20 protein-coding genes and 1 pseudogene are annotated in these 25,691 nt (G+C 69.1%); 12 read left to right on the top strand and 9 right to left on the bottom strand.

Annotation, left to right across the window (positions count from 1 at the left end):
- The first annotated feature begins 132 nt into the window (after positions 1–132).
- The 4 genes from DJ82_RS11030 to DJ82_RS15505 all read left to right on the top strand — a co-directional run bounded on the left by DJ82_RS11030 (position 133) and on the right by DJ82_RS15505 (position 5,596).
- A complete protein-coding gene (locus DJ82_RS11030; RefSeq protein ID WP_094581805.1) occupies positions 133–3,273 on the top strand; it encodes an oligosaccharyl transferase, archaeosortase A system-associated in 3,141 nt (1,046 codons plus the stop codon).
- Between the two features lie 6 nt (positions 3,274–3,279).
- Entirely contained in the window at positions 3,280–4,224 is a 945-nt protein-coding gene (locus DJ82_RS11035) for a DUF368 domain-containing protein (RefSeq protein WP_094581806.1), read from the top strand.
- A gap of 66 nt (positions 4,225–4,290) precedes the next feature.
- Positions 4,291–5,418, top strand: coding sequence for a CapA family protein (locus tag DJ82_RS11040; protein ID WP_094581807.1), 1,128 nt, complete (start codon positions 4,291–4,293; stop codon positions 5,416–5,418).
- 46 nt (positions 5,419–5,464) lie between these two features.
- Positions 5,465–5,596, top strand: coding sequence for a hypothetical protein (locus DJ82_RS15505; protein ID WP_254922203.1), 132 nt, complete (start codon positions 5,465–5,467; stop codon positions 5,594–5,596).
- A 138-nt stretch (positions 5,597–5,734) separates the two neighbouring features.
- On the opposite strand, the gene DJ82_RS11045 is transcribed toward DJ82_RS15505, so the two are convergent.
- A complete protein-coding gene (locus DJ82_RS11045) occupies positions 5,735–7,003 on the bottom strand; it encodes an amidohydrolase (RefSeq protein WP_094581808.1) in 1,269 nt (422 codons plus the stop codon).
- A 125-nt stretch (positions 7,004–7,128) separates the two neighbouring features.
- On the opposite strand from DJ82_RS11045, the gene DJ82_RS11050 reads away from it, so the two are divergent.
- Positions 7,129–8,151 carry an NADP-dependent oxidoreductase gene (locus DJ82_RS11050; protein ID WP_094581809.1) on the top strand — a complete coding sequence of 341 codons (1,023 nt, stop codon included), beginning with the start codon at positions 7,129–7,131 and terminating at the stop codon, positions 8,149–8,151.
- A 174-nt stretch (positions 8,152–8,325) separates the two neighbouring features.
- On the opposite strand, the gene DJ82_RS11055 is transcribed toward DJ82_RS11050, so the two are convergent.
- Positions 8,326–9,492 carry an FAD-binding oxidoreductase gene (locus tag DJ82_RS11055; protein WP_094581810.1) on the bottom strand — a complete coding sequence of 389 codons (1,167 nt, stop codon included), beginning with the start codon at positions 9,490–9,492 and terminating at the stop codon, positions 8,326–8,328.
- Positions 9,493–9,633: 141 nt separating this feature from the next.
- Between DJ82_RS11055 and DJ82_RS11060 the strand changes: the two genes are divergently transcribed.
- From DJ82_RS11060 to DJ82_RS11080, 5 genes are all read left to right on the top strand, one after another.
- Positions 9,634–10,617 carry an ornithine cyclodeaminase family protein gene (locus DJ82_RS11060; protein WP_094524944.1) on the top strand — a complete coding sequence of 328 codons (984 nt, stop codon included), beginning with the start codon at positions 9,634–9,636 and terminating at the stop codon, positions 10,615–10,617.
- A gap of 172 nt (positions 10,618–10,789) precedes the next feature.
- Positions 10,790–12,070, top strand: a complete 1,281-nt coding sequence (locus DJ82_RS11065) for an amidohydrolase (RefSeq protein WP_094581811.1) — start codon at positions 10,790–10,792, stop codon at positions 12,068–12,070.
- Positions 12,071–12,163: 93 nt separating this feature from the next.
- On the top strand, positions 12,164–12,811 hold the full coding sequence (locus tag DJ82_RS11070) for a hypothetical protein (RefSeq protein ID WP_094524942.1): 648 nt from the start codon (positions 12,164–12,166) through the stop codon (positions 12,809–12,811).
- A 459-nt stretch (positions 12,812–13,270) separates the two neighbouring features.
- Positions 13,271–14,908 carry a BCCT family transporter gene (locus DJ82_RS11075; protein WP_094524941.1) on the top strand — a complete coding sequence of 546 codons (1,638 nt, stop codon included), beginning with the start codon at positions 13,271–13,273 and terminating at the stop codon, positions 14,906–14,908.
- A 67-nt stretch (positions 14,909–14,975) separates the two neighbouring features.
- On the top strand, positions 14,976–16,337 hold the full coding sequence (locus tag DJ82_RS11080) for an aminotransferase class III-fold pyridoxal phosphate-dependent enzyme (RefSeq protein WP_094581812.1): 1,362 nt from the start codon (positions 14,976–14,978) through the stop codon (positions 16,335–16,337).
- A 309-nt stretch (positions 16,338–16,646) separates the two neighbouring features.
- On the opposite strand, the gene DJ82_RS11085 is transcribed toward DJ82_RS11080, so the two are convergent.
- The 5 genes and pseudogenes from DJ82_RS11085 to DJ82_RS11105 all read right to left on the bottom strand — a co-directional run bounded on the left by DJ82_RS11085 (position 16,647) and on the right by DJ82_RS11105 (position 19,919).
- On the bottom strand, positions 16,647–16,871 hold the full coding sequence (locus DJ82_RS11085) for a HalOD1 output domain-containing protein (protein WP_094581813.1): 225 nt from the start codon (positions 16,869–16,871) through the stop codon (positions 16,647–16,649).
- Between the two features lie 39 nt (positions 16,872–16,910).
- Entirely contained in the window at positions 16,911–17,291 is a 381-nt protein-coding gene (locus DJ82_RS11090; RefSeq protein ID WP_094581814.1) for a hypothetical protein, read from the bottom strand.
- A gap of 92 nt (positions 17,292–17,383) precedes the next feature.
- The gene (locus DJ82_RS11095) at positions 17,384–18,043 is read right to left on the bottom strand and encodes a helix-turn-helix domain-containing protein (protein WP_094581815.1); all 660 of its coding nucleotides are present in this window, start codon (positions 18,041–18,043) and stop codon (positions 17,384–17,386) included.
- Positions 18,044–18,311: 268 nt separating this feature from the next.
- Positions 18,312–18,600 (bottom strand): annotated as a pseudogene (locus DJ82_RS11100) (serine/threonine dehydratase); the annotation flags it as partial.
- Positions 18,597–19,919, bottom strand: a complete 1,323-nt coding sequence (locus tag DJ82_RS11105) for an amidohydrolase (RefSeq protein WP_094581816.1) — start codon at positions 19,917–19,919, stop codon at positions 18,597–18,599. The pseudogene DJ82_RS11100 and the gene DJ82_RS11105, both read right to left, overlap by 4 nt.
- Positions 19,920–20,054: 135 nt before the next feature.
- Here DJ82_RS11105 and DJ82_RS11110 point away from each other — a divergent pair, with 135 nt between their 5' ends.
- A complete protein-coding gene (locus DJ82_RS11110) occupies positions 20,055–21,041 on the top strand; it encodes a D-2-hydroxyacid dehydrogenase (protein ID WP_094558332.1) in 987 nt (328 codons plus the stop codon).
- Positions 21,042–21,104: 63 nt separating this feature from the next.
- Here DJ82_RS11110 and gdhB read toward each other — a convergent pair whose 3' ends face one another.
- Together gdhB and DJ82_RS11120 are read right to left on the bottom strand one after the other, a co-directional pair.
- On the bottom strand, positions 21,105–22,391 hold the full coding sequence (gene gdhB, locus DJ82_RS11115; RefSeq protein WP_094581817.1) for a glutamate dehydrogenase GdhB: 1,287 nt from the start codon (positions 22,389–22,391) through the stop codon (positions 21,105–21,107).
- A gap of 168 nt (positions 22,392–22,559) precedes the next feature.
- Positions 22,560–23,741, bottom strand: a complete 1,182-nt coding sequence (locus DJ82_RS11120) for a M24 family metallopeptidase (RefSeq protein WP_094581818.1) — start codon at positions 23,739–23,741, stop codon at positions 22,560–22,562.
- A 226-nt stretch (positions 23,742–23,967) separates the two neighbouring features.
- Here DJ82_RS11120 and DJ82_RS11125 point away from each other — a divergent pair, with 226 nt between their 5' ends.
- Positions 23,968–25,635, top strand: a complete 1,668-nt coding sequence (locus tag DJ82_RS11125; protein ID WP_094524932.1) for an aldehyde ferredoxin oxidoreductase family protein — start codon at positions 23,968–23,970, stop codon at positions 25,633–25,635.
- The last annotated feature ends 56 nt before the right edge of the window (positions 25,636–25,691 follow it).

Raw genomic sequence — 25,691 nt, forward strand, 5'->3', positions numbered from 1 at the left:
AATAAAACCCCTCCGGCGTCGTTTCCGGCCGATTGACTGGAGCGGTAACGGGTGAGCTCAGGTCGCCTCCGTCAGACGGTAGGCCACAGATATGACAAGCCTTATGCGCGTTTTCCCAGTCGTCTTGAGGTAATGAGCGATTCGAACGACCCGCCGGACGGATCGGCGTCGTCCCCCGTCGATCTGCTCGGACGGTGGTATCACGTTCTGGTTCTTCTCGTCGGAATGGCGTTCATGCTGTGGACTCGCCTCCGCTCGTACGGGAACTTCGTCCGAAACGGCGAAGTGTACTTCCGCGGTAACGACGCCTGGTATCATTTCCGCGAGACGACCTATCTACTGGAGAACTGGCCGAACACCCTTGGGTTCGACGTCTGGACCGGTTTCCCAATCGGTAATCAGGCAGGCCAGTTCGGCACCCTCTGGGACCACATCATGGCGGTCAGCGTCTGGATCGCCCGTCCGATCATGGGCAGCACCCAGGAGGTCATGCTCGTCATGGCCCCCATCGCCGGCGCGCTCGTCGCGATCCCGACCTACTTCATCGCGCGCCGGTTCGTCGACCGGTTCGCCGCGGTCGGCGCCGTCGTCGTCCTCGCGCTCCTCCCGGGGACCTTCTTCAGCTACAGTCTCGTCGGCTTCCCCGACCACAGCGCGGCCGAGGTCCTCTTCCAGAGCCTCGCCGTCCTCGCGTTCCTCGTCGCCTTCGCGGTCGCCGAGCGCGAGGCACCCGTCTGGGAGCTCGTCGTCGACCGCGATTGGGACGCGCTCAAACGCCCCGCCGCGTACGCCGCGGCCGCGGGCGTCGCGCTCGGCCTGTACATGTGGACGTGGCAGCCCGGCGTCCTCCTCGTCGGGGTCACCGGCGTCTTCCTCGCGGTCAAGCTCACGAGCGACGTGTCCCACGGCACCACGCCCGAACCGATCGCGTTCGCGGGCGCGGTGTCGATGGGCGTCGCCGGCCTCATGCAGTTGATCCCGCTCGACACGTTCTCGTTTAACCCCACACAGTACTCGCTCCTCCAGGTCGTCCTCCCGCTCGGCGTCGCCGTCGGCGCCGTCTTCCTCGCGTGGCTCGCCCGGCAGTGGGAATCGCGCGAACTCGAGGTAAACACGTACCCGCCGGCCGTCGGCGGGCTCATCCTCGCGTCCGCAGGTGTGGTCTGGCTCGCGCTTCCGTCGCTGTGGTCGACGCTCACGACGAATCTCCTGAACTTCGTCGGCTTCAGCGCCACGGCGCAGTTCCGCACCATTGGAGAGGGCCAACCCCCGCTCCAAGAGGCCGCCTTCTCCGACTTCGTCCTCTCGCAGTACGGCTTCGCGTTCTTCCTCGCGCTCGCCGCGGTGCTCTACATCGTCGCGCGCCCCCTCTACCGCTCCGATGACGCCAACCACACGCTGTACATCCCGGCCGCGCTCGCGGCCGTCGGCTCCGTCTACGCGGTCCCGCAGCTCTACGGTGCTATCGGCGGCGTCGTCGGCGTGAGCTGGCAGGTGGTCGGCCTCGTCATCGCCGCGGCCTTCCTCGTCGGCGCGACGTTCCTCGTCGAGTACGACGCCGAGGAGCTGTACTTCGTCGTGTGGGCGGCGTTCATCGGGAGCGCCGCGTTCACGCAGACCCGCTTCAACTACTACCTCGCGGTGATCGTCGCGGTCGGCGCGGCGTACTTCCTGCAGGTCGCGCTCGACGCGATCAGCCTCCGGTCGCTCGACGACGTCCGCGACGTCGAGGGGTGGCAGGCGATGGTCGCGATCGCCTTGGTCGTCGTCCTCATCGTCCCGCTCGTCGCGATGGTGACCCCCGTCTGGGCCGCCGGCGCGAACACCGGCCCCGGGGGCGTCACCCAGTGGGACGGCAGCCTCCAGTGGATGAACGACGAGACGCCGACGCCCGGCGAGCTCGAGGGCGCGGACAACCCCATGGAGCTGTACGGCACCTACGAGCGCCCGGCCGACGGCGACTTCGAGTACCCGGAGGGCGCGTACGGCGTGCAGTCGTGGTGGGACTACGGCCACTGGATCACCACGCGCGCCGAGCGCATCCCGAACGCGAATCCGTTCCAGCAGAACGCGGGCGAAGCGGCCGACTACCTCCTCGCGCCGAGTGAGGAGGCGGCCCGCGAGGTGCTCGCCGGCCAGAGCGAGGAGGGCGAACACACCCGCTACGTGATGGTCGACTGGCAGATGGCCTCGCCGAACTCCAAGTTCGGCGCCCCCGTCACGTTCTACTCGGGCAACGAGACGCGCTCCGACTTCAACCGCGTGCTCTACCAGCAGACCGAGCAGGGCGGGTTCCAGACGGTGATACAGGTGAACACCCAGCGCTACCACGAGAGCCAGATGATCCGGCTGTACGAGCACTACGGCAGCGCGGTCGACCCCGAGCCGGTCGTCGTCGACTGGGAGACGCGGACCGCCCAGACGCGGAGCGGCGGGCAGGTCGAAGTGAGCACCCTCCCGAGCGACCCGCGGACGACGGTCCGGCAGTTCGACAACGTGACCGCGGCGCGCGAGTACGTCGAGCAGGACGGCAGCGCGCAGGTCGGGGGCGTCGGCGACCTTCCCTCCGAGCGCGTCGCGGCCCTCGAGCACCACCGGCTCGTCCACGCGTCGCAGTCGCCGGGGCAGTCGCCATCCGCGCTGCAGGTGCAGGTCCTCGGCCGACTCGTCCCCGAGGGGACCGGCGTCGAGGACGTCCTCGGCGTCGGCGGCTTCCAGGCGCTCCGAGACAACTACGTGAAGACGTTCGAACGGGTGCCCGGCGCGACGATCGAGGGGTCGGGCGCCCGACCCGGCGAGGAGGTCGAGGCGACCGTCGAACTCGAAAAGGCCACGGGACAGACGTTCGAGTACACGCAGTACGCCGAAGCGGACTCGGACGGCGAGTTCGCGTTCACGGTGCCGTACTCGACGACCGGGTACGACGAGTTCGGCCCGGAGAACGGCTACACGAACACCAGCGTCCGCGCGACCGGCGCGTACAACATCACCACCGCGCAGACGACCGGCGACGACCTGTACACCACCCAGCGCGTCGGGCAGGTCGAGGTGACCGAGGGGCAGGTCGTCGGCGCGGACGACGCCGCGGCGACGGTCGAGCTCGAAGAGGAGATCGTCGACTGCCCGAGCGGCGACCCCGACTGTCCGGTCGACGGGAGCGGCTCCGACGGCGGCGACGGATCGAGCAACGAGAGCGCGGCGGTCGCGCCCGCGACGCCGGTCGCGGCGGACGCCGCCGTCGACCTGACCGTCGGCGTCGGCGCGAGCCCGTAACCAGCGATGGTCGGCCTCCGGGACTGGGCGACGGTCTACCTGAAGGGCATCGCGATGGGGAGCGCCGACGCGGTCCCCGGCGTCTCCGGCGGCACCATCGCGCTCATCGTCGGCATCTACGAGCGCCTGATTGCGGCCGTGACCGCGGTCGACCCGTCTCGAATTCGACGCGTGCTCGCCGGCGTCCGCCCCGCGAACGTCCCGGACGCCCGCGCCGCGTTCCACGAGATCGACGGCGCCTTCCTGCTCGTGCTCGGCGCGGGGATCGGCACGGCCGTCGTCACCGTGCTGAGCGGCGTCAACTACCTGCTCGCGACGCGGCCGGTCGCGACGTACGGCTTCTTCTTCGGGCTGATCGCGGCGAGCGCGGCGGTGTTGCTCCGCGGCGTCACGCTCGACACGCCCCGGCGGCAGGCGGCGGCGGTCGCGGGCTTCCTGCTCGCGTTTCTCGCCTCGGGCGTCGCCTCGGCCGGCCTCGGCAGCTCGCTGCCGCTCGTCTTCGTCGCCGGCGCGGTCGCGGTCAGCGCGATGGTGCTCCCGGGCATCTCGGGGTCGCTCCTCCTGATCGTGCTCGGCCAGTACGAGTACATGTCTGGGACCGTGAGCCGGGCCGTCGACGGGCTCGCCGCGTTCCTGACCGGGAACGGGAGCGACGCGCTCGTCGAGACGCTCCCGCCGGTCCTGACGTTTCTCCTCGGCGGGGTCGTCGGGCTGTTCACCATCGCGCACACGGTCAGGTACGCGCTCGCCCGCGCTCGGGCCGCCACGCTCGCGTTCCTCGTGAGCCTCGTCGTCGGCGCGCTCCGGGCGCCGCTCCTCGAGGTCTCGACTCGACTCGCCGAGAGCGGGGAGTCGTGGCGGGGCGCGGCGCCCCGGTTCGCCCTCGCCGCGCTCGTCGGCGCGGCGTTCGTGTTCGTGCTCGACCGGTACTCCGCGACGATCGAGTACTGACCGCGATCGGACGCGGCCGGTGCTCACTCGGTGGCTTGAAATCGACGCCGGCCGAAGCCGCGAGCGATGCGAACTCGTCGAACCCTGCTGGCGTCGGGCGCCGTCGGACTGGCGGGCGTCGCCGGCTGCGTCGCGTCCCCGTCGGGCGGACGTAACGACGAGGCCGGGGGACGCGAGGACCCGAACGCCGCCGACGTCGACGCGCGGCTCGGGTTCGTCGGCGACCTCATGCTCGGGCGCAGCGTGAACGAGCGGTGGGCCGACGACGACCCCGCGGGGGTCTGGGGGCCGACGCTGCCGCGCCTCGCGGAGCTCGACGGGCTCGTCGCCAATCTGGAGTGTTGCGTCTCCGAGCGCGGCACGCGGTGGCCCGACAAGGTGTACTACTTCCGGTCGGATCCCTCGTTCGCCGTGCCGGCGCTGGAGGCCGCCGGCGCCTCGTTCGTCTCGCTCGCGAACAACCATATCCTCGACTTCCGCGAGCCCGCGCTCCGCGACACGCGGACGCACCTCGGCGACGCCGGCATAGCCCACGCCGGTGCCGGGACCGATCTCGGGGCGGCGCTCGAGCCGGCGGTGTTCGAGGCGGGCGACGTCACGGTCGCGGCGTTCGGCCTCACCGACCAGTCCGAGGCGTTCGCTGCGGCTCAAGAAGAGCCCGGCACCGCCTTCGCGACGCTCGATCCCTCGATCCCAGCGACGCGCTCGCTCGTCGAGGGGGTTCTCGAGAGCGCCCGCTCGCACGATCCGGACCTCGTCGTCGCCTCCCTGCACTGGGGCGCGAACTGGGAGACCGAACCGCGGCGGGTCCACGAGCGGTTCGGGCGGTGGCTCGTCGATCGGGGCGTCGACGTCGTCCACGGCCACAGCGCGCACGTCCTCCAGGGCGTCGAGGTGTATCGGGGGCGGCCGATCGTCTACGACGCGGGCGACTTCGTCGACGACTACGTCGACTACGTCGACCGGCAGGGGGTTCACAACAAGCGCAGCGCGCTGTTCGAGCTGGTCGTCCGCGACGGCGACCTCGACGAGCTGTTCGTCGAGCCGACCGCGATCGTCGACGAGGCGGCGACGCTCGCGGACCCCGACGTCGCCGAGTGGGTTCGGGAGACCGTCGCGGAGCGCTCCGCGGCGTTCGGGACCGACGTCGAGCGCGTGGCCGGCGGCCTCTCGATCCCGTTGGGCGAGGGATGAACTAGGGCGGCGACGACGGTCACCCGCTGGATAGCTTGAAATGCGCATGACCGCTAGCGGGGATCTGTTCGGTCTGAGCGCGGCGCAGCTGGAAACGATCATGCCGGTCCTCCTGATCGCGATACTGGTGATCGGCGCCGCGTGCGCGTTGTTCGTGCTGTCGACGGACTCGACCTGAGCGTCCCGCCTCGGCGCGTCCGCCGGGCGTCCGCCGGGCATCCGCCACCGTATCAGACCCCCGGGTTGGATACGTCAGACCCCGGGTTGGATACGTCAGACCCCGGGTGGGATACGTCAGACCCCCGAGCGGGATACGTCAGGCCAGCCGACCGATCGCGTCGACGATCACGTCGACGCCGACGTCGATCGCGTCCTCGTCGACGTCGAAGTACGCCGTGTGGTGGCCCGAGGGATTGCTCGCGCCGACGCCGAGGTACGTGGCGGTCCCACCCTGGTCCTGCACGCGGCGAATGAGGTAGGAGGCGTCCTCGCTGCCGCCGAACTCCTTCTCGATGATCCGGTCGACGCTCGGCGTCGCCTCCGCCGCGGCCTCGACCACGTCGACCACCGCGTCGTCGTTGCGGAAGGTCGTGGTCTTCCCGTAGAGTCTCGTCTCGACGTCGACGTCGTGCATCGTCGCCGCGCCGTCGACGACCTCGCGGGCCCGCCCGAGCATGTACTCGTTGAGGTCGTGGGTCTCGCCGCGCACCTCGACCCGCATCGTCGCCTCCTCGCAGACCACGTTCTGGGCGTTGTCCGCGCTCACCCTGCCCACGTTGACCCGCGTCGCGCCGTCGCCGTGGCGCGCGATCCCGTAGAGGTTCCCGATCGCCGCGGTCGCCGCCTGCAGCGCGTTCCGCCCGGCGTGCGGCTCGCCGCCCGCGTGGGCGGGCTCCCCGGAGAACGTCACGTCGACCTTCGCGTTCGACAGCGGGGCGTCGTAGCTCGACACGACCGTGCCCGTCGGCTCGTCGAGGCCGACGTGGACGGCGAGCAGGCGGTCGACGTCGTCGAGGTGGCCGCTCTCGGCCATCGGCTTGCCGCCGCGCCCGCCCTCCTCGGCCGACTGGAAGAAGAACTTCAGCGTGCCGTCGAACCCGCTCTCGGCGAACGCCCGGGCCACGCCGACGCCGATCGCGGCGTGCGCGTCGTGGCCGCAGGCGTGCATCTCGCCGGGGTGGACGCTCGCGAACCCCTCCGCGGCCGGGCGGTGGTCGTCGTCCATCGCCTCCTGTCGTTCGAGCGCGTCGATGTCGGTCCGCAGTCCGATCGTCGGGCCGTCGCCGAACTCCCGCGTCGCGATGACCCCGGTGATGTCGCCCATCGCGTCGAGGTACTCCGCCGGCGCGCCGGCCTCCCGAGCGCGCTCCTTGGCCGCGGCGACCTCGTCGGCCGGCGGCACGCCCATCCGCTCGTCCGGCGCGACGGTGTCCTCGCCGACGAGCACGTCGTACCCCAGGCCGTCGAGTTCGGCCGCCAGCAGCGCGGAGGTCCGGAACTCCTTCCAGCCCGCCTCGGCGTGGCGGTGGAGGTCTCGTCTGATCGCTCGCAGCGTCTGCCCCTCGAACGAGTGCAACGCGTCCATACCCGTCACCCTCGCGGGCCGTCGGAAAAAATCACCCGGCGAAGCTGGGTCGCCGTCGCCCCCCATTCGGCCCCGTGCCCTGCTGGCGTCCAAACCCTATTGGGGCGCAGGGGTCAACGCCGACCGTGACTGACACCAACCGCGAGTGGGTGCTCGCCGAGCGCCCGACCGGCGAGCCCGACGAGGACTGTTTCGAACTGCGGGAGACCGACGTCCCGTCCCCCGCGCCGGGCGAACTCCTCGTTCGCACGCGCTACCTCTCCGTGGACCCGTACATGCGCGGTCGGATGCGCGACGCCGAATCGTACGCCGAGCCGTGGGCGGTCGGCGACCCGCTCAACGGCGGCGTCGTCGGCGAGGTCATCGAGAGCGAACACGACGCGTACGACGCGGGCGACCTCGTGACGGGCGAGGGCCGGTGGGCCGACTACGCGGCGCTCGACGCGGCCGACGTCGCCCCGGTCGACCCCGCGGTCGCCGCCCCCGAGGCCTACCTCGGCGCCCTCGGGATGCCGGGGCGGACCGCCTACTTCGGGCTCCTGGAGGTCGGCGAGCCGAAGCCCGGCGACACGGTCGTCGTCTCCGGCGCCGCGGGCGCGGTCGGCTCGGTCGTCGGCCAGATCGCGAAGCGAAACGGCTGCCGCGTCGTCGGCTTCGCCGGTAGCGACGAGAAGACCGACTGGCTCACCGACGACCTCGGCTTCGACGCGGCGATCAACTACGAGACGACCGACGACTACCGCGCCGCGCTGGAGTCGGCCGCGCCGGACGGCGTCGACGTCTACTTCGACAACGTCGGCGGGCCCATCACGGACGCCGTGTTCGCGCAGCTGAACCTCGACGCGCGCGTCGCCGTCTGCGGGCAGATCGCCCACTACAACGACGAGTCGGTCCCGACCGGCCCGCGGAAGCTCCCCCAGCTGATCCCGGTCCGGGCGCGGGTCGAGGGGCTGCTCGTGAGCGACTTCGCGACCCGGTTCGGCGAGGCCAGCGAGCGGCTCGGACGGTGGGTCGCGAGCGGCGAGCTGAAGCACCGCGAGACGGTCGTCGACGGCCTCGAGAACGCTCCGGACGCCTTCCTCGGGCTGTTCGCCGGCGACAACATCGGTAAGCAGGTGGTGCGGGTGTCGTCGCCGGACGGAGAGTAGCCGGAGTCGGTTCCACGCACGGTACGTCTTCCTCGATTTTCGCCTCCTTGTCGCCCTCTCGTTTCCTCTCGCTCTCCCGCTCCCTGCCCCTCTCGTTTCCTTCGCTCTCCCGCCCCCTCCCGGCTTTCTCTCGCTCTCCCGCCCCTCCCGCTCTCACTGCCGCCCCGCGGCCGTTCAGGCGACGTGTCGCTCGGTGAGCGTCTCTCCGCGCTCGAACCGGTCCAGCGACAGCGGCGAGGCGTCGAGGAGGGCCGTCTCCCCGTCGACGGCGAGGTCGGCGGCGATCCGGCCCGCGGCGGGCGCGTGTTGGAAGCCGTGGCCGGAGAACCCGGCGACGGTCACGAGGCCGGGGAGCGTCTCCTCGACGATCGGGTGGTGATCGGGCGTGACCGCGTACAGCCCGGCCCACCCGCGCTTGATCCGCGTGTCGGGGCCGAAGTACTCGGCGTAGTCGGCGGCGTGCTCGACCGCGCGCGCCGCCCACTCGACGTCCATCCCCTCGTCGTAGGCGTCGGGGTCTCGCGCGGGGTCCGCCTCGTCGAAGTGGCCCCCGACGAGCGCCGCCCCGTCCCGCTCGGGGCGGAAGTACGAGCCCGTCTCGAGGTCGATCGTCAGCGGGACCGACTCGGGGACCGGCGGCGCGGGGTCGACCACGGCGATCTGTCGGCGCCGGGGCGATATCGGGAGGTCGACGCCGGCCATCGCGCCGACCGTCGCGGCCCACGCGCCCGCGGCGTTGACGACGCGGTCGACCTCGCGGCGCTCGGTGTCCGTCGCGCCGGCCGCGCGGACGTCCGCGCCGACGACGCGGTCGCCCTCGCGGTGGAGGCCCGTGACGGCGGTCTTCGTCCGGACGTCGACGCCCGGTTCGCGGGCGGCCGCGGCGTATCCCCGGACGGCGAGGTTCGGGTCGGCGAACCCGTCGTCGGGGTTGTACGCGGCCGCGACGAACGGCTCCGGGTCGAGGCCCGGACAGCGTTCGGTCGCCGCCGCCGGCGTGAGCAGTTCGCTCTCCGCGCCGAGCGAGCACTGCATGTCGACGTTCGCGCGGAACCGCTCCGCGACCGCCTCCGTCCGAGCCAGGAGCAGGTAGCCGGTCTTCCGCAGCCCGATGTCGACGCCGAACCGCTCCTCGAAGGCGTCCCACACCTCCTTGCTGGCGAGCGAGAGCTCGACGTTCACGCGCGAAGAGAACTGCGACCGGATCCCGCCGGCCGAGCGGGCGGTGCTGGCGTTCCCGAGCGACCCCTTCTCGACGAGGGTCACGTTCGCGCCGCGGTCGGCCAACGCGTACGCGGCCGAGAGCCCGAGGACGCCCCCGCCGACGACAAGCGTGTCCATATCCCCCGATCGCCCCCCGAGATCATAAACCTCCGACGCCGACCGGCTCCCTTCGCGACCCCGCCGCGGTTCGGAGAGCGAGCCGGCCCGAACGGGTCGTCCGACGAACGGGCTAAGTCGCCGCGGAGCGACGACCCGGGCATGGTGATCGCACTCTCCGCGGAGGCGGTCGACCGCCGCCTCGACCTGGCGTCGCTCGTCGACGTGGTGGACGACGCGTTAGTCAAGCAGGCCGCCGGCGAGGTCGAACGACCGCACCGGCCGCATTTCCCGGTCGGCGCGGGGCTCGACGGCGACGACCCCCTCGGAACCGGCATCGCGATGCCGGCGTACGTCCACGGGGCGGACCACTACGCGACGAAGCTCGTCGGCGTCCACGAGGCGAACGCGGAGCGCGGGCTCCCGACGATCAACGCGCAGATCGTGCTCACGGAGGCCCGAACGGGTCTCCCGAAGGCGTTCATCGCGGGGACGGCGATCACGAACGCCCGAACCGGCTGTATCGGGGCGGTCTCGGTCCGGGCGTTGGCTCCGGAGCCGGACGGCGAGGGGCTCACTCTCGGCGTCGTGGGGGCCGGCGCACAGGCGCGCTGGCAGACGCGGGCCATCGCGACGATCGCGGCGCTGTCGGACGTGCGGGTCCACTCGCCGAGCGACTCGCGAGAGGCGTGTGCGGCGGACCTGCGCGACGAGGGGGTCCCGGCGCGCGCGGTCGACACGCCCGGCGAGGCGGTCGCGGGCGCCGACGTGGTCGTGACCGCGACGACCGCGACCGAGCCCGTCTTCCCGCCCGACGCGCTCGACGAGGGGACCCTCGTCGTCGCGGTCGGCGCGTTCACGGCGGAGACGCAGGAGCTCGATCCCCGCGTGCTCGACCGCGCCGAGCGGGTGTTCGCCGACGTGCCCGAAGAGGCCGCCGAGACCGGCGACCTCCTCGCGAGCGACCTCGACGCCGACGACCTGGTCGAACTCGGCGTCCCCCTCGCGGACGGGTACGTCAGGGAGTCGCCCGAGGACGTGCTGGCGGTCGTGAGCGTCGGGTCCGCGACGCTGGACGCCGCGGCGGGCGAGGCGGTCTACCGGCGGGCGGTCGAGGCGGGCGACGGTACCGAGGTCGAACTGTAGCCCGGTCGACGGCGGCTCGCCGACGCGGACGACCGACGGCTCGGCCGAAACCGCGGGCGATGTCGGCCGCGGGCGACGCGGACCGACCCTCGCGGCGGACGTCGTCGACGGCGACCGGAGAGATGAGGTATCGACTATTCTTAAGTAGCCTGACCGCTTTCGCTCCGAACAGATGTCCCACGACGCGCGAGCGAGACTGAGCGACCTCCGGCGGGCGCTCCACCGCCACCCGGAGCCGGGGTGGCGCGAGTTCCGGACGACGGCGCGCGTCGTCGAGGAGCTCGAACGGATCGGCGTCGACGAGGTCGCCGTCGGCCGCGACGCCCTCGCGACCGACTCACGGATGGCCGTCCCCGACGACGACGAGATCCGCCCGTGGCTCGACCGCGCCCGTCGGGCCGGGGTCAGCGACGACCTCCTCGAGCGCACCGCGGGCGGCCACACGGGCGTCGTCGCGACGCTCTCGCAGGGCGAGGGGCCGTGTATCGGCCTGCGCGTCGACCTCGACGCGATCTCGATCCACGAGTCCGAGGACCCCGACCACCGGCCGACGGCGGAGGGGTTCCGGTCCGAACACGACGGCTACATGCACGCCTGCGGTCACGACGCGCACCTCGCGATCGCGCTCGGCACGATCGAGGCGATCAGAGAGAGCGCGTTCGAGGGGACCCTCAAGATGTTCTTCCAGCCGGCGGAGGAGATCTCCGGCGGCGGGAAGGCGATGGCCGAGAGCGGCCACCTCGACGATGTCGACTACCTGTTCGCGCTCCACGTCGGGCTCGGCCACCCGACCGGCGAGATCGTCGCCGGCGTGGAGAGCCCCTTGGCGATGGCGCACCTGACGGCCACCTTCGAGGGGGCGAGCGCCCACGCGGGAAAGGCGCCGAACGAGGGGGCGAACGCCATGCAGGCCGCCGCGACCGCGATCCAGAACGCGTACGGGATCCCGCGCCATCGCGACGGGGCGACGCGGGTGAACGTCGGCAAGATCGAGGGCGGCTCCGCGAGCAACGTCATCGCCGAGGAAGTGACCATCGAGGCGGAGGTCCGCGGCGAGACGACCGCGCTGATGACGTACGCGCGCACCGAGCTCGAGCGGATCCTCTACGCCGCTGCCGAGCTCCACGACTGCGACGTCGCCCCGCGCGTGATCAGCGAGTCGCCGTGCGTCGACAGCCACCCGGCGCTCCGGGAGGTCGTCGGCAACGTCGCGTGGGACGTCGACGGCGTCGAGCGCGTGATCCCGTCCGAGGAGTTCGGGGTGAGCGAGGACGCCACGTACCTGATGCGGCAGGTCCAAGAGGCGGACGGGCTCGCCTCGTACTTGCTCATCGGCACGGACCACCCGACGAGCCACCACACCCCGACGTTCGACGTCGACGAGGCGAGCCTCGCGATCGGCGTCGACTTGCTAACGGACGCGTTCGTCGAGCTCTCCCGGCGGCGCCCGTAACCGGGCGCCGGCGGGAGGCGTCGGATCGGTCGACGGGCGGGACCCGTTGGCACGACCAGTACCGTTAATCCGCTGGCCCTCGGTATTTAGGCCATGAGCCAGAACGACGTGCCGGAGTCGCTGGAGGCGGCGGCCGAGTCGGACCGGCCTCGCGGTATCCTCACGCCCTCCGACCGTGACTTTCTGCTCGGACGGAAGACGGACTACACGGACCACTCGCGGAAACAGAAGCGGAACCGAATCCGCCGCCGCGTCCGGAACGCGATCCTCGATTTCAGCATCCTCTTCGAGTGTCTGGAAGAGCGGGACCGGAAGACGGTGTTCGACCCTGACGGCGAGGACCGCGAGGCGTACACGCAGGGGATCACCGACATGCTCGCGTTCCTCCATCTCGGCACGATGGGATACCACACCCCGTTCAAGGACATGCTCTCCGAGGGCGTCGGGAAGGCGGAACAGCGGCTCGCCGGGTCGAACTACCGCATGGTCAACGTGGAGTTCAACGTCGAGCCGGTCGGCCAGATCGACGTCGACGAGGTGGTCGAAAAGCTCGAGAACGACGAGTTCGCGGAGCTCACCGACGAGGAGCTTCGCGCGTTCGTCCGCCTGCTGACCATGTCGGAATCGTTCTCGCCGGAGGAGGCCGGCGAGGAGATCAAAGACCGCGTCGACGAGTTCGCCGAGAAGCTGACGGAGAGCGCGACCTCTCACGAGCGCACGCTCGAAGAGCTGACGAACTGAACGGGTCGGCGACTCGCTCGCTCCCGCCGCCTTCTCCACCTCGGCACGCTACCCGACCGATGATCCGCTGCCGCGTACCGACTGATTTCCGCCGGTAACGGATATCGATGACACCTCGCTGCCCGCCCCGGGATCGCCCGCGTGCCGGGCCGTCGGAGATCGGGATGCCCCCGTCCAGATTCCGACGTGATTCCAGCCGGTGTTTCGGGTAGAGTCGCTTTTTCTATTCAAACGTTCAATTATTTCAGATAGATATGCCAATAGCGGTGAGTCAACCGCTCATTTCAGAATACGTTGAATACATATACGGATTACATAATACGGTTATACTTTCGGACACTGAGAAACACTTATTGTGTATACTTTCGATCGACATCCCATGCCAGCACGTGGCATGGTACTCGACCGGCGGAGGGATCGCGGGCCAACTAGTGGTCACGGTCGTCGGGGTGGCCCCGTATGAGCGGTGCGGACCGGGGGATGGTCGAGGAGTTCCTCGACGAGATCGACCCCGTCGTCTTCGCGTTCGGCGCGCTGTTGACGGTCGGCGTGATCGCGGCGTTCTTCATCGATCAAGAGTTCGTCTCCAGCGGAATCGCGACCGTCCAGTCGCAGGTTCTCGCCTATCTCAACTGGGCGCTGCTGGTGATCGTGTTCCTGATCGTCGTCTTCCTGCTGTTCCTGATCGTGGGCCCCTGGGGGAAGATCAAGATGGGAGACACGGATCCGGAGTACAGCTTCCTTTCGTTCTTCGCGATGCTGTACTCGGCAGGGTTCGCGGCCGGCGTCGTGTTCTGGGGACCGACCGAGGCGCTGTTCTACTACGACAGCCCGTCGCCGCTGTTCGGCATCGAAGGCGGGACGGCGGAAGCGGTTCCGATCGCGATCCAGCAGACGCTGTTCCACTGGGCACTGCCCCAGCTGGCGGTCTTCACGATCATGGGGCTCGCGATCGCCTACTTCGCGTACAATTACGAGAACGTGCCGCTGCGCGTCTCGTCGGCGCTGACGCCCGTCCTCGGCGCTGACAACCTCGACGGCCCGGCCGCGAAGGTCATCGACATCCTCGCCGTCTTCGCGACGATCGGCGGCGTGGCGACGTCGCTCGGGTTCATCGGAAGCCAGTTCATCGCCGGCCTCAACTACCAGTGGGGGATCGACTTGGGGAACGTCGGTATCCTCCTCGTGGTGACCACGATGACGCTGTTGTTCACGATCTCGATGGTGCTCGGAGTCGACAGGGGTATCCGGCGGCTGTCGAACTTCAACATGATCCTCTTCGTCGCGCTCATGCTCGCGACGTTCATCCTCGGCCCGACCCTGTTCCTGCTCACGCTGGGGTCGCAGGCGGTGGGCGGCATGATCGCCGACTTCACCTCGATGAGCCTCTTCGCCGGCGTCGGAACCGAGGGCGGCACCGGATGGGTCAACGCGTGGACGGTGTTCTACTGGGCCTGGGCGCTCTCCTGGTCCCCGTTCGCGGGCCTGTTCATCGCCCGCATCTCCAAGGGTCGGACCGTCCGCGAGGTCGCGTTCACCGGTATCGTGGCGACATCGGCGGCGACCATCCCGTGGTTCACGTTCGTCGGCGGCACCGCGCTGCAGTACCACCACACCGGCGTTGCCGACTTCGCTCCCGTGATCAACAACTTCACCCCGGAGATCTCGGGCTTCATCCTCTTCAGCGCCTTCCCCTTCGGAACGGTGTTCATGATCGCGTTCATGATCCTCGTGACGACGTTCTTCATCACCTCGGCCGACTCCTCGACGCTCGCCGTCTCGATGATGACGACCGGCGGGAAGGCGCGGCCCTCGACGATCAACCGGGTCTTCTGGGGCGTCGTGCTCGGGATGACCGCGGCCATCCTCATGATCATCGGCGGCGCGGGCGGAGCGGGGGCGCTGCAGGACGCGGTCATCATCACCGGCGCGCCGTTCGCCTTCGTCTGCTTCCTCGCGATGCTCTCGCTCATCAGAGAGTTCAGTTCGAACTACGGTCGGGTGTTACTGCAGGACGAGACCGTGCTGTACGGGGGGTCCAAGGAGAGCGACTCCCGGTCGGCCTCGTTCGAGTCCGCCGGATCCGACGACGACTGACGGCTCGCGTTCCGTTTTACCCTCGTTTATACCAAGTTTTAATGTACGGCGTATACATAATCTGTGTATGGATAGGGATACGGCTGAACCCGCCGCGGACGCGCTCCCCGGCCCGAACGGGAAGCGTTGGGTCGAGTTCCACCAGTCGCACTCCGCGCCCAGCGAGTACTCCCACGAGTTCGTCTGGGACGTGACCCGCGAGGCCGACGGGCCCTTCGTCACCGACGTCGACGGCAACGTCCTCTTAGACTTCACCTGTCACATCGGCGCGGCCCCGCTCGGCTACAACAACGAGAAGGTGCTCTCGAAGCTCCGCGAGTTCGACCTCGTCGAGCCGATGAAGATCGCCGGCCAGGACATGTACTTCGGCTCCGGACCGAGCCCGGAGGAGGCCGACTTCCCGGGGTCGAGCCACCTCATGGACCGGCTGACCGACGTCTCCAGCCAGTACGGGATGGACACCGTCTTCCTCTCGAACTCCGGCGCCGAGGCGATGGAAAACGCGATGAAGATCACGCACGACCACCGGTCGCCGGCGAAGTACGGCGTCGCCTTCGACGGGAGCTTCCACGGCCGCACCCTCGGAACGCTCTCGCTGACGAAGTCGAAGGACGTGTACACCCGGCACTACCCGGAGATTAGCGGCATCGAGACGGTGCCGTTCTGCGCTGACCGCGGTTGCGACGCCGCGACCTGCGACTGCGGCTTCTTTGCCGGCGGCGGCTCGCGGCTCCGGAACATGCTCGCGCCCGAGGGCGGGCACGTCGACCCCGCGGAGATCGCCTTCCTGACGCTCGAACCGATCCAGGGCGTCGGCGGCTACCGCTTCCCCAGCGAGGCGTTCATGGACGAGGTCGCGGCCGTCACCGACGAGTACGACATCCCGCTCGTCGTCGACGAGATCCAGTCGGGGATGGGCCGCACGGGGGAGATCTGGGCGGCGGACCACTACGCCATCGAGCCGGACGTGATCGCGGCCGCGAAGGCGCTGCGCGTCGGCGCGACGATCTCCCGGTCGGAGGTGTTCCCGTCGGAGAAGAACCGCCTCGGCTCGACGTTCGGCGGCGGCGACCTCCTCGGCTCGATGATGGGGGCGTTCACGCTGGAGGCGATCGAGGAACACGACCTGCTCGACAACGCGACCCGGAGGGGGCGGCAGGCGAGGGAGCTCCTCCGCGACGACGCGCCAGACACCGTCGTCGACGTCCGCGGCAAGGGGTTGATGCTGGCGGTGGAGTTCGACACGGCGGAGCGGCGCTCGGCGGTCGTCGAGGCCTCGCTCGACCGCGGGCTCCTGACGCTCGGCTGCGGGACGAAGACGATCCGACTCCTTCCCCCGCTCGACGCGACCGAACGCGAGATCGCGCTCGGTACGGGGCTCTTCCTCGACGCGATCGACGCCGTCAGCGCGAGCGCGGCGGCGAACTGAGGAACTGAACCCGGCAGTGCGGCGCGTGTTAAATCACTCACTCGGAGAAACAGTCCGGCTCGTTTCGATCAGTACGGATCACCTGCGGACCGGATTCGGTCCGCTATCGCTTCCGTCAGGAACGCCTCGCGAGACACGGATGGTTCTGCGGTCGGGGACGCGTCAACTCACGTTTGCGGCGCGTTCGGGCTGTCGCACGCGCTCTCGCTCTGGAGGCACTTGGACACGCTCGAGTGTCTCCTCCGGACCCGTGTACTCTGCTACTATCTCCCGCGTGAGACGTCGGTAAAGGCGGGTCTGCTTCGCATTTCACTGGATATCGATGTCACCTGCTGCAGACACACGCACCGTGTATCCACAGAATTCGAACCTGAGAGCACCGACCGAATCTCGCTGGTTCCTTTCCAAAGACATCATCAACTGATCTAGCGCATCAGGATCGACTACGTCACCCAGCGTATCATCCAAATCGGTCGGATGGACACCTTCTTTATCGGCGACTCTGCGCACAATCTGAACGCTGTATTTGGTCATATTGCGTCTGCTACAAATCCGGGCAAAACGCGTCGCTATTCATAATAATTCGTTTACAGAAGCCGAAACGCCGAGGATGTCGCCGGTCGTCGTAACGACCAGTTCCCGTAGAGCGGGAGCGATCGCAACGGTGTCGTTATCTCTATCCCAACTCACCATTCCGGCCTCGTTGAGCATCGGGAGGTGGACGTGGGAGAGGGAGACGTGCGTATCTGACTGCTGTTCGGTCGGGACGGCTGACGATTCGGAACCGTACTCGAGGGCCGACATTTCAGTCGCTAGCTGTGTGGTCGGGACCGGTTCCGGATGATCGGCCAAATACCGGAGCATTCTCCGCCGCTTCCGGTTGGCCAAGGCTTTGTACAGCGTATCCAACAGTTCGTCCTCGCTGAGTCGCGATAGCGGTATTGGCTCGATCATCGCTACATTAGTTATTAGCGTGTGTTATCTAAACTTGAACCCTTGTACAGTAAAGCCGATTAATATTACAGCTGGCCTGCGTTTCTGGCCGCTCAGAGATCAAACGACGGTTGCCCAGCCATAGCGGCTCTCATCACCTTGTTCGTCGCGCGGCGGACGCGCTCCGACACCGCCTGCTCAGAGACGCCGAGTTGACCAGCCAGTTGCTCGTACGTGACTTCTCGCGGAATTTCGAAATAGCCGCGTTCGACTGCCAGTGATAGCGCTTCGTATTGGGGTTCTGTGAAGGCGTAGCTTTTTTGAAAATACTCCGAGTCGGTCAACGCCGAGACGCGCTTGAGCCGATACTCGATACCGTGTGAGGCACAGTACTCGCTGAACGCGGCCAGCCCCCCGTTATCCTCGAAGCGTATCTCGAAGGTCCACGTGTCGTCACTCTGTGCCTTGAGAATCGTCGCCGTCGTCTCTGCGAGCCCCGCGATGAGCCGTTCCGTAGGGTCTTCCCACTCGATTTTGTACAACGCCTGGTTGTCGACCCGATCCACGGCGGTAATCGACTCGACGTTCGGATGCTCTCGCATCGCCGTAACGAACTCGTCTAAATCGTCACCGCATCCCCAGATATACGGCATGATTCGGTTCCCAGTCGGGACGACCCGCTCTATTTCTACGGCGACATCAGGGAAGTTCGCGATGATCCTCCCCAGTAGAAACTGGTCAGCCTCTATGGAGAACTCGGCTAGGACGGTCATGTAACTACTACAGAGCAAAGTGTAATAATCTCTCGCACGGCTATCGAAACGCCTCTCTGAACTGGTAGAGTCCTCCGGTCTCCGTTGCCCCCCTCTCAGCTCCCGTCGACGACCGATCGCTCGACGACCGACACCCCGTTGACCTCGGCGACCGCCGTGCGGCGCGCCCGTTCGAGGGCGTCGAGTTCGGCGCCCTCGGCCGTCACGGCGTCGACGACCTCGCCGACCCGCGCCAGCCACGACGCGAGCGCGAGCCGCGCCTCGGCGACGACCTTCTCCCGCTCGACCGGGGACAGCCGCGCCATCGCGTTGTACGCCCCGCGGATCTTGAACGAGCCGGTCCGCTGGAGCTGTTCGAGCTTGAGCCCCGGCGAGTCCGCCCCGCTCATCTCGGCGAAGGTGCGCGAGGTGTCGAGCGGCGTCCGATGCGCGACGCCGGCGAGCCGGTCGCGTGCGGCCTCGACGTCGGCGCGCGTGACGGTCGCCGACGCGTCCGGCTCCCCGGGGTCCGGGTCGCTGTCAGCGCGGTCGCGGTCGTCGGGATCGCCCTCGGTCATTCGGTGGTCGGACGCGCGTCTCCGGGCGTCTCGGCGCGCGGAACCGGGTGTCGCCGTTCGAGGTCGCGGATCGCGCCGACGAGCACGTCCACGCCGTGACCGATGCTCCGCTCGTCGACGTCGAACGTCGGGGTGTGGTGGCTCGTCGGGTGGTCCGTGCCGACGATGAGGTACGAGGCGAGCCCGTCCGCCTCCTGAACGCGCTCCATCAGGAACGTCGCGTCCTCGCTCGCGCCGAAGTCCGCCGCCGGGAGCACGGTGTCGATCCCGTCGACCCCCCCGGCCACGTCCGTCACCAGCGCCTGCAGCTCCGGGTCGCTGTCCGCGCGCGGCGACTCGCTCACCACGTCGACGGTCCCGCGACAGCCGTGCATCGCCGCGGCGGCGCGCACGGTGGTCTCGAAGCGGTGTTTCATGTACTCCATCAGCGCGGTCGTCTCGCCGCGCGCCTCGGCCTCCATCCGAGCGCGCTCGGCGATGACGTTGCTCGCGGTGCCGGCCTCCGCCTTCCCGACGTTCACGCGCGTCATCCCGTCGGCGTGGCGGGCGATCCCGTACGCGTTCACGATCGCCGTCCCCATCGCCTGCATCGCGTTGTCGCCCTCGTTCGGCGCCTTCCCCGCGTGCGCCGACGTGCCCTCGATCGTCGCGTCTAAGTGCGCCATCGCCAGCGGCTTCTCGATCCCGGCGACCACCTCGCCGGTCGGGTGATCGAGGCCGACGTGGACCGCGAGCAGGTAGTCGAGGTCGTCCGCGAACCGGCTCTCCGCCATCGGGTGACCGCCGCCCCCGGTCTCCTCGGCCGGCTGGAAGAAGACGACCAGCCGCCCGGCGAAGTCGCTCTCGGCGATGGCTTCGAGGACCGCGAGCCCCCACGTCATGTGGACGTCGTGGCCGCAGGCGTGCATCGTGCCGTCGATCTCGGAGCGGAACCCCTCGTCGACGGGGTCGTGGTCGGGGTCGGTCGACTCCTCGATGAACAGCCCGTCGATGTCGACGCGGAGCCCGATTACGGGCCCGTCGCCGCGGTCGAGCACGGCGACGGCGCCGGTGTTTCCGCCGGTCATGCGGTCGAGTAGCTCCGGGTCCGCGCCGCGTTCGCGGGCGCGCTCGACCCACGGGCCCAGGTCCGCCTCGGGGACGGCCATGCGGTCGGCCGGGTCGTACGCGTCCGGACCGATCGCGAGCTCGTCGACGCCGATCGCCCGGATCTCCTCGGCGAGCGTCGCCGTCGTGAGGAACTCGCGCCACGCCGGCTCCGGGTGGCGGTGGAATCGTCGGCGGACGCTGGCGAGCCGATCGCGGATCGGTTCGTTCATGCGAGTGGCTCTCTCACTCGACCGTCTTAAGAGTAGTTGATCGTACACAATTGTCGTGTACGTAGGATACACAAAAAGCTAAGAAACCCCCTCGCGTTGATCCGCCAACGCGTCGTTCCGACGCGCCCACCGCTCATGAGTTCACACCAGACCGCCGATCCGGACGTCGTCGTGCTGCGGGAGGGAACGGAAGGACTGTCGATGGCGTCGTACGCGGACGCGCTCCGCGAGCGGCTCCCGGACCGCACGGTCGCGCTCGCGCGGACGCCCGCCGAGGAGCGCGACCTCGTGCCGCGGGCCCGCGTCGCGACCGGCATCACGCTCGACGCCGACCTCCTCGAGCGCGCCGACCGACTTGAGCTGTTCGCGTGCACCTTCGCCGGCACCGACCACGTCCCGACCGACGCGCTCCGCGATCACGGGGTTTGCGTGACGAACGCGGGGGGTATCCACGCCCCCGGAATCGCCGAGCAGTCGATCGCCAACATGCTCGTCTTCGCGCGCGACCTCCACGAGGGGTTCCGCCGGAAGACGAACGGCGAGTGGCGCCACTTCCAGTCGCGCGAGTTCACCGACAGCACGGTCACCGTCGTGGGGCTCGGCTCGATCGGACAGGCGGTCGTCCAGCGGCTCGCCGGGTTCGAGGTGGAGACGATCGGGATCCGCTACACGCCGGAGAAGGGCGGCCCCACCGACGAGGTGCTCGGGTTCGACGACGAGGACATCCACGCGGCGTTCGCGCGGAGCGACTACGTCGTGCTCGCGTGTCCGCTCAACGACCTGACCCGCGGGATGGTCGGGGAGGCGGAGCTGGCGACGCTCCCGCCCGAGGCGGTCGTCGTCAACGCGGCCCGCGGCGGCCTCGTCGACACCGACGCCTTGGTGTCCGCGCTGCAGACCGAGGGCATCCGCGGCGCCGCCCTCGACGTCACCGACCCCGAGCCGCTCCCGTCGGACCACGTCCTCTGGGACTTAGAGAACTGCCTCATCACTCCGCACACGGGCGGCCACACGCCAAAGCACTGGGACCGGTTGGCCGACATCGTCGCGACCAACGTCGCGGCGCTCGAGGAGGGCGGTGAGTTGGAGAACGCGGTCGTCACGCCGGACGCGGACGACTGATCGGGCGGATCCGTATCGCGCGGTGACAGGCGCCGGGCGCGGCGCCTCAGCGCCCGCGACCCGTCAGGGCCAGAGCCCGCGCGCCCCCTTCGCCTCGGCGACCCGGGACAGCGCGACCACGTAGGCGGCGTCGCGCCACGTCAGGTCGCGCGCGTCGACCTCGTCGCGCACGTCGCACCACGCGGACAGCATCTGTTCTTCTAACTCCTCGTTGACGCGCTCCAGCGACCACGTCCGCCGGTTGATGTCCTGGAGCCACTCGAAGTACGACACCGTGACGCCGCCGGCGTTCGCGAGGATGTCCGGGATCACCGCCACGTCGCGCTCGGCGAGGATCGCGTCGGCGGCGAACGTCGTCGGCCCGTTCGCCCCCTCGACGACGATGTCGGCGTCGACAGCGTCGGCGTTGCCCGCGGTGATCACGTTGCCGACGGCCGCGGGGATCAGCACGTCCACGTCGAGTTCGAGGACCGCCTCGTTCGACAGCGTCTCCGGCGCCTCGTGGGTGAGCACCGCTTCGGGCTCCTCCTCGTGGGTTGGGACCGCGCGCGTGTCGAGGCCGTCCGGATCGTAGATCGCCCCGTTCACGTCGCTGACGGCGACGACGGTCGCGCCCCAGTCGTCGAGGAGGCGGGCCGCGTTGGCGCCGACGGAGCCGAACCCCTGCACCGCGACGGTCGCGTCGGCGAGCTCGCGGTCGTAGTAGTCGACGGCCTCGCGCGTGATGATGGCCGTCGACCGGCCGGGCGCCGCCTCGCGGCCGTACGACCCCCCGATGACGGGGGGCTTCCCGGTGACGACGCCCGGGATCGTCTCGCCCTGCTGCATCGAGTAGGCGTCCATGAACCACGCCATCGTCTGGGCGTCGGTCCCCATGTCGGGCGCGGGAACGTCCTTCGTCGGCCCGACGACGTCGCGCAGTTCCTCCGCGAACCGCCGGGTGAGCCGCTCGCGCTCGTCGTCGGTCAGCGATTTGGGATCGACCGCGATCCCGCCCTTCCCGCCGCCGAAGGGGAGGTCCATCACGGCGCACTTCCAGGTCATCCACATCGAGAGGCCGGTGCACTCGTCGGCGGTGACCTCCGGGTGATACCGGAGCCCGCCCTTGTACGGGCCGCGGACGTCGTCGTGCTGGGCGCGGTAGCCGGTGAAGACGTCGACGCCGCCCTCCTCTCGTTCGAGCGGCACGGAGACCTGCTGGACCCGCGTCGGGTGTTTGAGGCGTTCGATGATCGCCGGATCGACGTCGACGTTGGTCGCGGCGCGCTGGAGCTGCTTCCGGGCGGTCGCGAGGGTCGATTCGGACTCTGTCTCTGCTTCTTCGTCGTCGACGGTGGGTGTCGTGCTCATAAGTGGTGTCGGCCGTAGCGTGGCTCGTGTGGTCGGCGCGGGACGGTCGGTGCGGCGTGGTCAGCGCGGGACGGTCGGTGCGGCGTGGTCAGCGCGGGACGGTCGGTGCGGCGTGGTCAGCGCGGGACGGTCGGTGCGACGTGGTCGGCCTCGTTCGCTCGATCTCGGTCAGGCGGTGAACAGCTCTCGGGGGAAATCGGCCAGCGTCTCCGCACCGGTGGACGTGACGCGGAACGTCTCGCTGATCTCCATGCCGATCTCGTCGGTCCAGATGCCGGGGATCATGTGGAACGTCATGTTCTCCTCGAGGACGGTGTCGTCGCCCGGGCGGATGCTCGCGGTGTGCTCACCCCAGTCCGGCGGGTAGCCGAGCCCCATCGAGTAGCCGATGCGGTCCTCCTTCTCGAGCCCGTACCGCTCGATCGTCGTGCGCCACGCCTGCTCGACGCTCTCGCACGTGACGCCGGGCTCGACCGCGTCGAGCGCCGCCTCGATCCCCTCGACGACGATATCGGCGGTCTCTTGCAGTTCGGCCGGCGGCTCGCCGACGAACGTCGTCCGCGCCAGCGGCGAGTGGTAGCGGTGCCGACAGCCGGAGAGCTCGATGATCACCGGGTCGCCCGCCTCGTACCGCCGGTCCGTCCACGTGAGGTGGGGCGTCCCCGTGTGGTCGCCCGACGGCATCAACGGGACGATCGCGGGGTAGTCGCCGCCGTACTCGTCGGTCCCGTCGATCAGCTGCTGGTAGATGGCGGAGGCGACCTCGTACTCCGGGACGCCTTCGCCGACGGCGTCGAGGCCGGCCCGCATCGCGTTCTCGGAGATGCGGGCGGCCTGCCGCATGTACTCCAGCTCTTGGTCGGACTTCTTGACCCGGATCCAGGCGACGAGCAGCGTCGCGTCCGCGAACTCGGCGTCCGGGAGGTTCCCCTGCAGTCGGGTGTACGACTTCGCGGTGAAGTAAGCGGCGTCCATCTCTAAGCCGATACGGCCGTCCGCGACGTCCAGCTCCTCGAGGACGCCGGCGACGTAGTCCATCGGGTGGAGGTCTTGGGGCGACTGCACGTGGTCGTCGCTGTACGCGCGGACGCTCTCCTCGGCGAGGTGCGTCGTCGCCCGCGCGCCGTCGCCGTCCATGTCCCGACCGATCCAGATCGGCTCGTCGCGGTCGGGCGTCACCACGACCGCCTGGTGGACGTAAAACGACCAGCCGTCGTAGCCGGTCAGGTAGTTCATGTTCGCCGGGTCGCTGACGACGATCGCGTCGAGGTCGCGCTCGCGCAACCGCTCTTTCGTCCGAGCCACCCGCCGCTCGTACTCCGCCTCGTCGAAGATGTGTTCCCGTGGCATGATAACAGGACGTCTACGAAGGAGATCAGACAGCAGGAGTATAAATTTATCGTGTACATTAAAAACAGATACTGTGTACGCATCTCCCGCGAATCCCGCGAATTCGCCCCGAAGCGTCGCTGAGACGCCGCGCGAGCTGTCTCGTGAGCGCGGTCGAGAGGGCGTGAAACCCTCAATTCGGGCGGTTTGGGTCGGTTTTTTGTACCGCGTCTACTGATAGTCGCACATGCTACACAGTACCGGGCCGCTGCTGTCGATCGACGTCGGCGAGCGGACGACGTCCGAGACGGACATCACGGGGGTTCAGGAGCGATACATCGGCGGACGGGGCGTGGCGACGCGGCTCGCGCACGAGCGGATCCCGTTCGACGCGGATCCGCTGGGCGACGAGAACCGCGCCGTGTTCACCACCGGGCCGATGCAGGCCTCCCAGATGAGCTTCACGGGGCGGACGAACTGCACCGCCCTCTCGCCGCTGACGGACGGGCTGCTGTCGTCGAACGCCGGCGGCTTCGTGTCGCGCCACCTCGCGGCGACGGGGTACGGGGCGATCGAGCTGGCGGGCGCGAGCGACGAGCTCGTCGTCGTCCACGTGCGCGACGACGGCGTCGAGTTCGAAACCGTGCCGGAGCTCGCCGGAGCGACCATCTCGGAGACGGCCGACTACCTCGACGACGAACACGACATCTCCAGCGACCGGACGGCGGCCGTCGGGCCCGCGGGCGAGAACGAGGTCCGGTTCGCGTCGATCATGACGACCGAGGAGCGCGCGTTCGGCCGCGGCGGGTTGGGCGCGGTCCTCGGCTCGAAGAACGTCAAGGCCGTCACGTTCGGCGGCGACTCGGCGCCCGAGCTCTCGATCGACGCGACCGCCAACGACGTCCACCGCGAGGCCGCCACCGAGGACCACATCATGAAAGAGCAGGGGACGGTGGCCGTGATGGACCTCGCCAACGAGATGGACGGGCTGCCGTCGTACTACTTCTCCGAGCGCTCCTTCGAGGGCGTCGAGGGGATCAACGGCGCCGCCGTCGCCGACAAGAAGTACAAGAAGGGGACGTGTTCGGCGTGCGCGTTCGCCTGCAAGCTCCCGACCCGCGACGAGGCCCGCGGCGTCGAGACGGAGGGGCCCGAGTTCGAGGTGGCGATGGCGTTCGGCTCGAACTCCGGCGTCGACGACATCGTCGACGTGATGGAGTCGAACCGGCTCTGCGACGAGTACGGGCTCGACGCCATCTCCGCGGGCAACACGATCGCCGCGTACCTCGCCGCCGAGGACGAGTTCGGCAACCGCGAGCTCATCTGGGACCTCGTCGAGCAGATCGCCCACCGCGACGGCGTGGGCGACCGGCTCGCGGAGGGGATCGGCCGGATCCACGACGACCTCGGCGTCGGCAACTGGTCGGTGAAGAACATGGACTTCGCGGCCCACGAGGGGCGGCTCCTCCACGGGCAGGCGCTCTCGTACGCGGTCGCGAACCGCGGGGCCGACCACATGTACGCGACGTTCTACTCCGTGGAGTACCCCCTCGTCGAGGAGGGCGAGGCGATGGAGCCCGCGGGGTTCGAGGGGAAGGCGGAGCGGCTCGTCGAGCGCGAGAACCTGATGGCGCTCAACGACAGCGGCGTCGTCTGCAAGTTCTCTCGGGACTTCATGACGCCGGAGCGCTACGAGCTCCTCTTCGACGCCGACTTCGAGGAGCTGCTCGCCGCGGGCGCTCGGACCGTCACCTTAGAGCGCCACTTCAACAATCAGCGAGGGCTCGACGTCGACGACGACCGGCTCCCGTACGAGGAGGAGCTCCCCGGGCTCGACGACGCCATCGAATCGTACTACGAACACCGCGGGTGGGACGAGGACGGGACGGTGCCCGATTCGGCGCTGCCCGCGTGAGGTCGCTTCCCGGCCGCGGGCGACGTTTCTGAGCGCGCGCGATTCCACCGGAACCG

Source organism: Halorubrum sp. Ib24 (assembly GCF_002252745.1).
In the GTDB taxonomy this organism is placed as follows: domain Archaea; phylum Halobacteriota; class Halobacteria; order Halobacteriales; family Haloferacaceae; genus Halorubrum.

Bases quoted from the DNA above. Each gene is read 5' to 3' on its own strand.
- DJ82_RS11065 (WP_094581811.1), top strand. From the start codon at position 10,790: ATGTCCCACGACGCGCGAGCGAGACTGAGCGACCTCCGGCGGGCGCTC.
- DJ82_RS11080 (WP_094581812.1), top strand. From the start codon at position 14,976: ATGGATAGGGATACGGCTGAACCCGCCGCGGACGCGCTCCCCGGCCCG.
- DJ82_RS11085 (WP_094581813.1), bottom strand. From the start codon at position 16,871: ATGACCAAATACAGCGTTCAGATTGTGCGCAGAGTCGCCGATAAAGAA.
- DJ82_RS11030 (WP_094581805.1), top strand. From the start codon at position 133: ATGAGCGATTCGAACGACCCGCCGGACGGATCGGCGTCGTCCCCCGTC.
- DJ82_RS11055 (WP_094581810.1), bottom strand. From the start codon at position 9,492: ATGGACACGCTTGTCGTCGGCGGGGGCGTCCTCGGGCTCTCGGCCGCG.
- DJ82_RS11035 (WP_094581806.1), top strand. From the start codon at position 3,280: ATGGTCGGCCTCCGGGACTGGGCGACGGTCTACCTGAAGGGCATCGCG.
- DJ82_RS11095 (WP_094581815.1), bottom strand. From the start codon at position 18,043: ATGACCGTCCTAGCCGAGTTCTCCATAGAGGCTGACCAGTTTCTACTG.
- DJ82_RS11075 (WP_094524941.1), top strand. From the start codon at position 13,271: ATGAGCGGTGCGGACCGGGGGATGGTCGAGGAGTTCCTCGACGAGATC.
- gdhB (WP_094581817.1), bottom strand. From the start codon at position 22,391: ATGAGCACGACACCCACCGTCGACGACGAAGAAGCAGAGACAGAGTCC.
- DJ82_RS11110 (WP_094558332.1), top strand. From the start codon at position 20,055: ATGAGTTCACACCAGACCGCCGATCCGGACGTCGTCGTGCTGCGGGAG.
- DJ82_RS11070 (WP_094524942.1), top strand. From the start codon at position 12,164: ATGAGCCAGAACGACGTGCCGGAGTCGCTGGAGGCGGCGGCCGAGTCG.
- DJ82_RS15505 (WP_254922203.1), top strand. From the start codon at position 5,465: ATGACCGCTAGCGGGGATCTGTTCGGTCTGAGCGCGGCGCAGCTGGAA.
- DJ82_RS11060 (WP_094524944.1), top strand. From the start codon at position 9,634: ATGGTGATCGCACTCTCCGCGGAGGCGGTCGACCGCCGCCTCGACCTG.
- DJ82_RS11040 (WP_094581807.1), top strand. From the start codon at position 4,291: ATGCGAACTCGTCGAACCCTGCTGGCGTCGGGCGCCGTCGGACTGGCG.
- DJ82_RS11105 (WP_094581816.1), bottom strand. From the start codon at position 19,919: ATGAACGAACCGATCCGCGATCGGCTCGCCAGCGTCCGCCGACGATTC.
- DJ82_RS11120 (WP_094581818.1), bottom strand. From the start codon at position 23,741: ATGCCACGGGAACACATCTTCGACGAGGCGGAGTACGAGCGGCGGGTG.
- DJ82_RS11090 (WP_094581814.1), bottom strand. From the start codon at position 17,291: ATGATCGAGCCAATACCGCTATCGCGACTCAGCGAGGACGAACTGTTG.
- DJ82_RS11125 (WP_094524932.1), top strand. From the start codon at position 23,968: ATGCTACACAGTACCGGGCCGCTGCTGTCGATCGACGTCGGCGAGCGG.
- DJ82_RS11045 (WP_094581808.1), bottom strand. From the start codon at position 7,003: ATGGACGCGTTGCACTCGTTCGAGGGGCAGACGCTGCGAGCGATCAGA.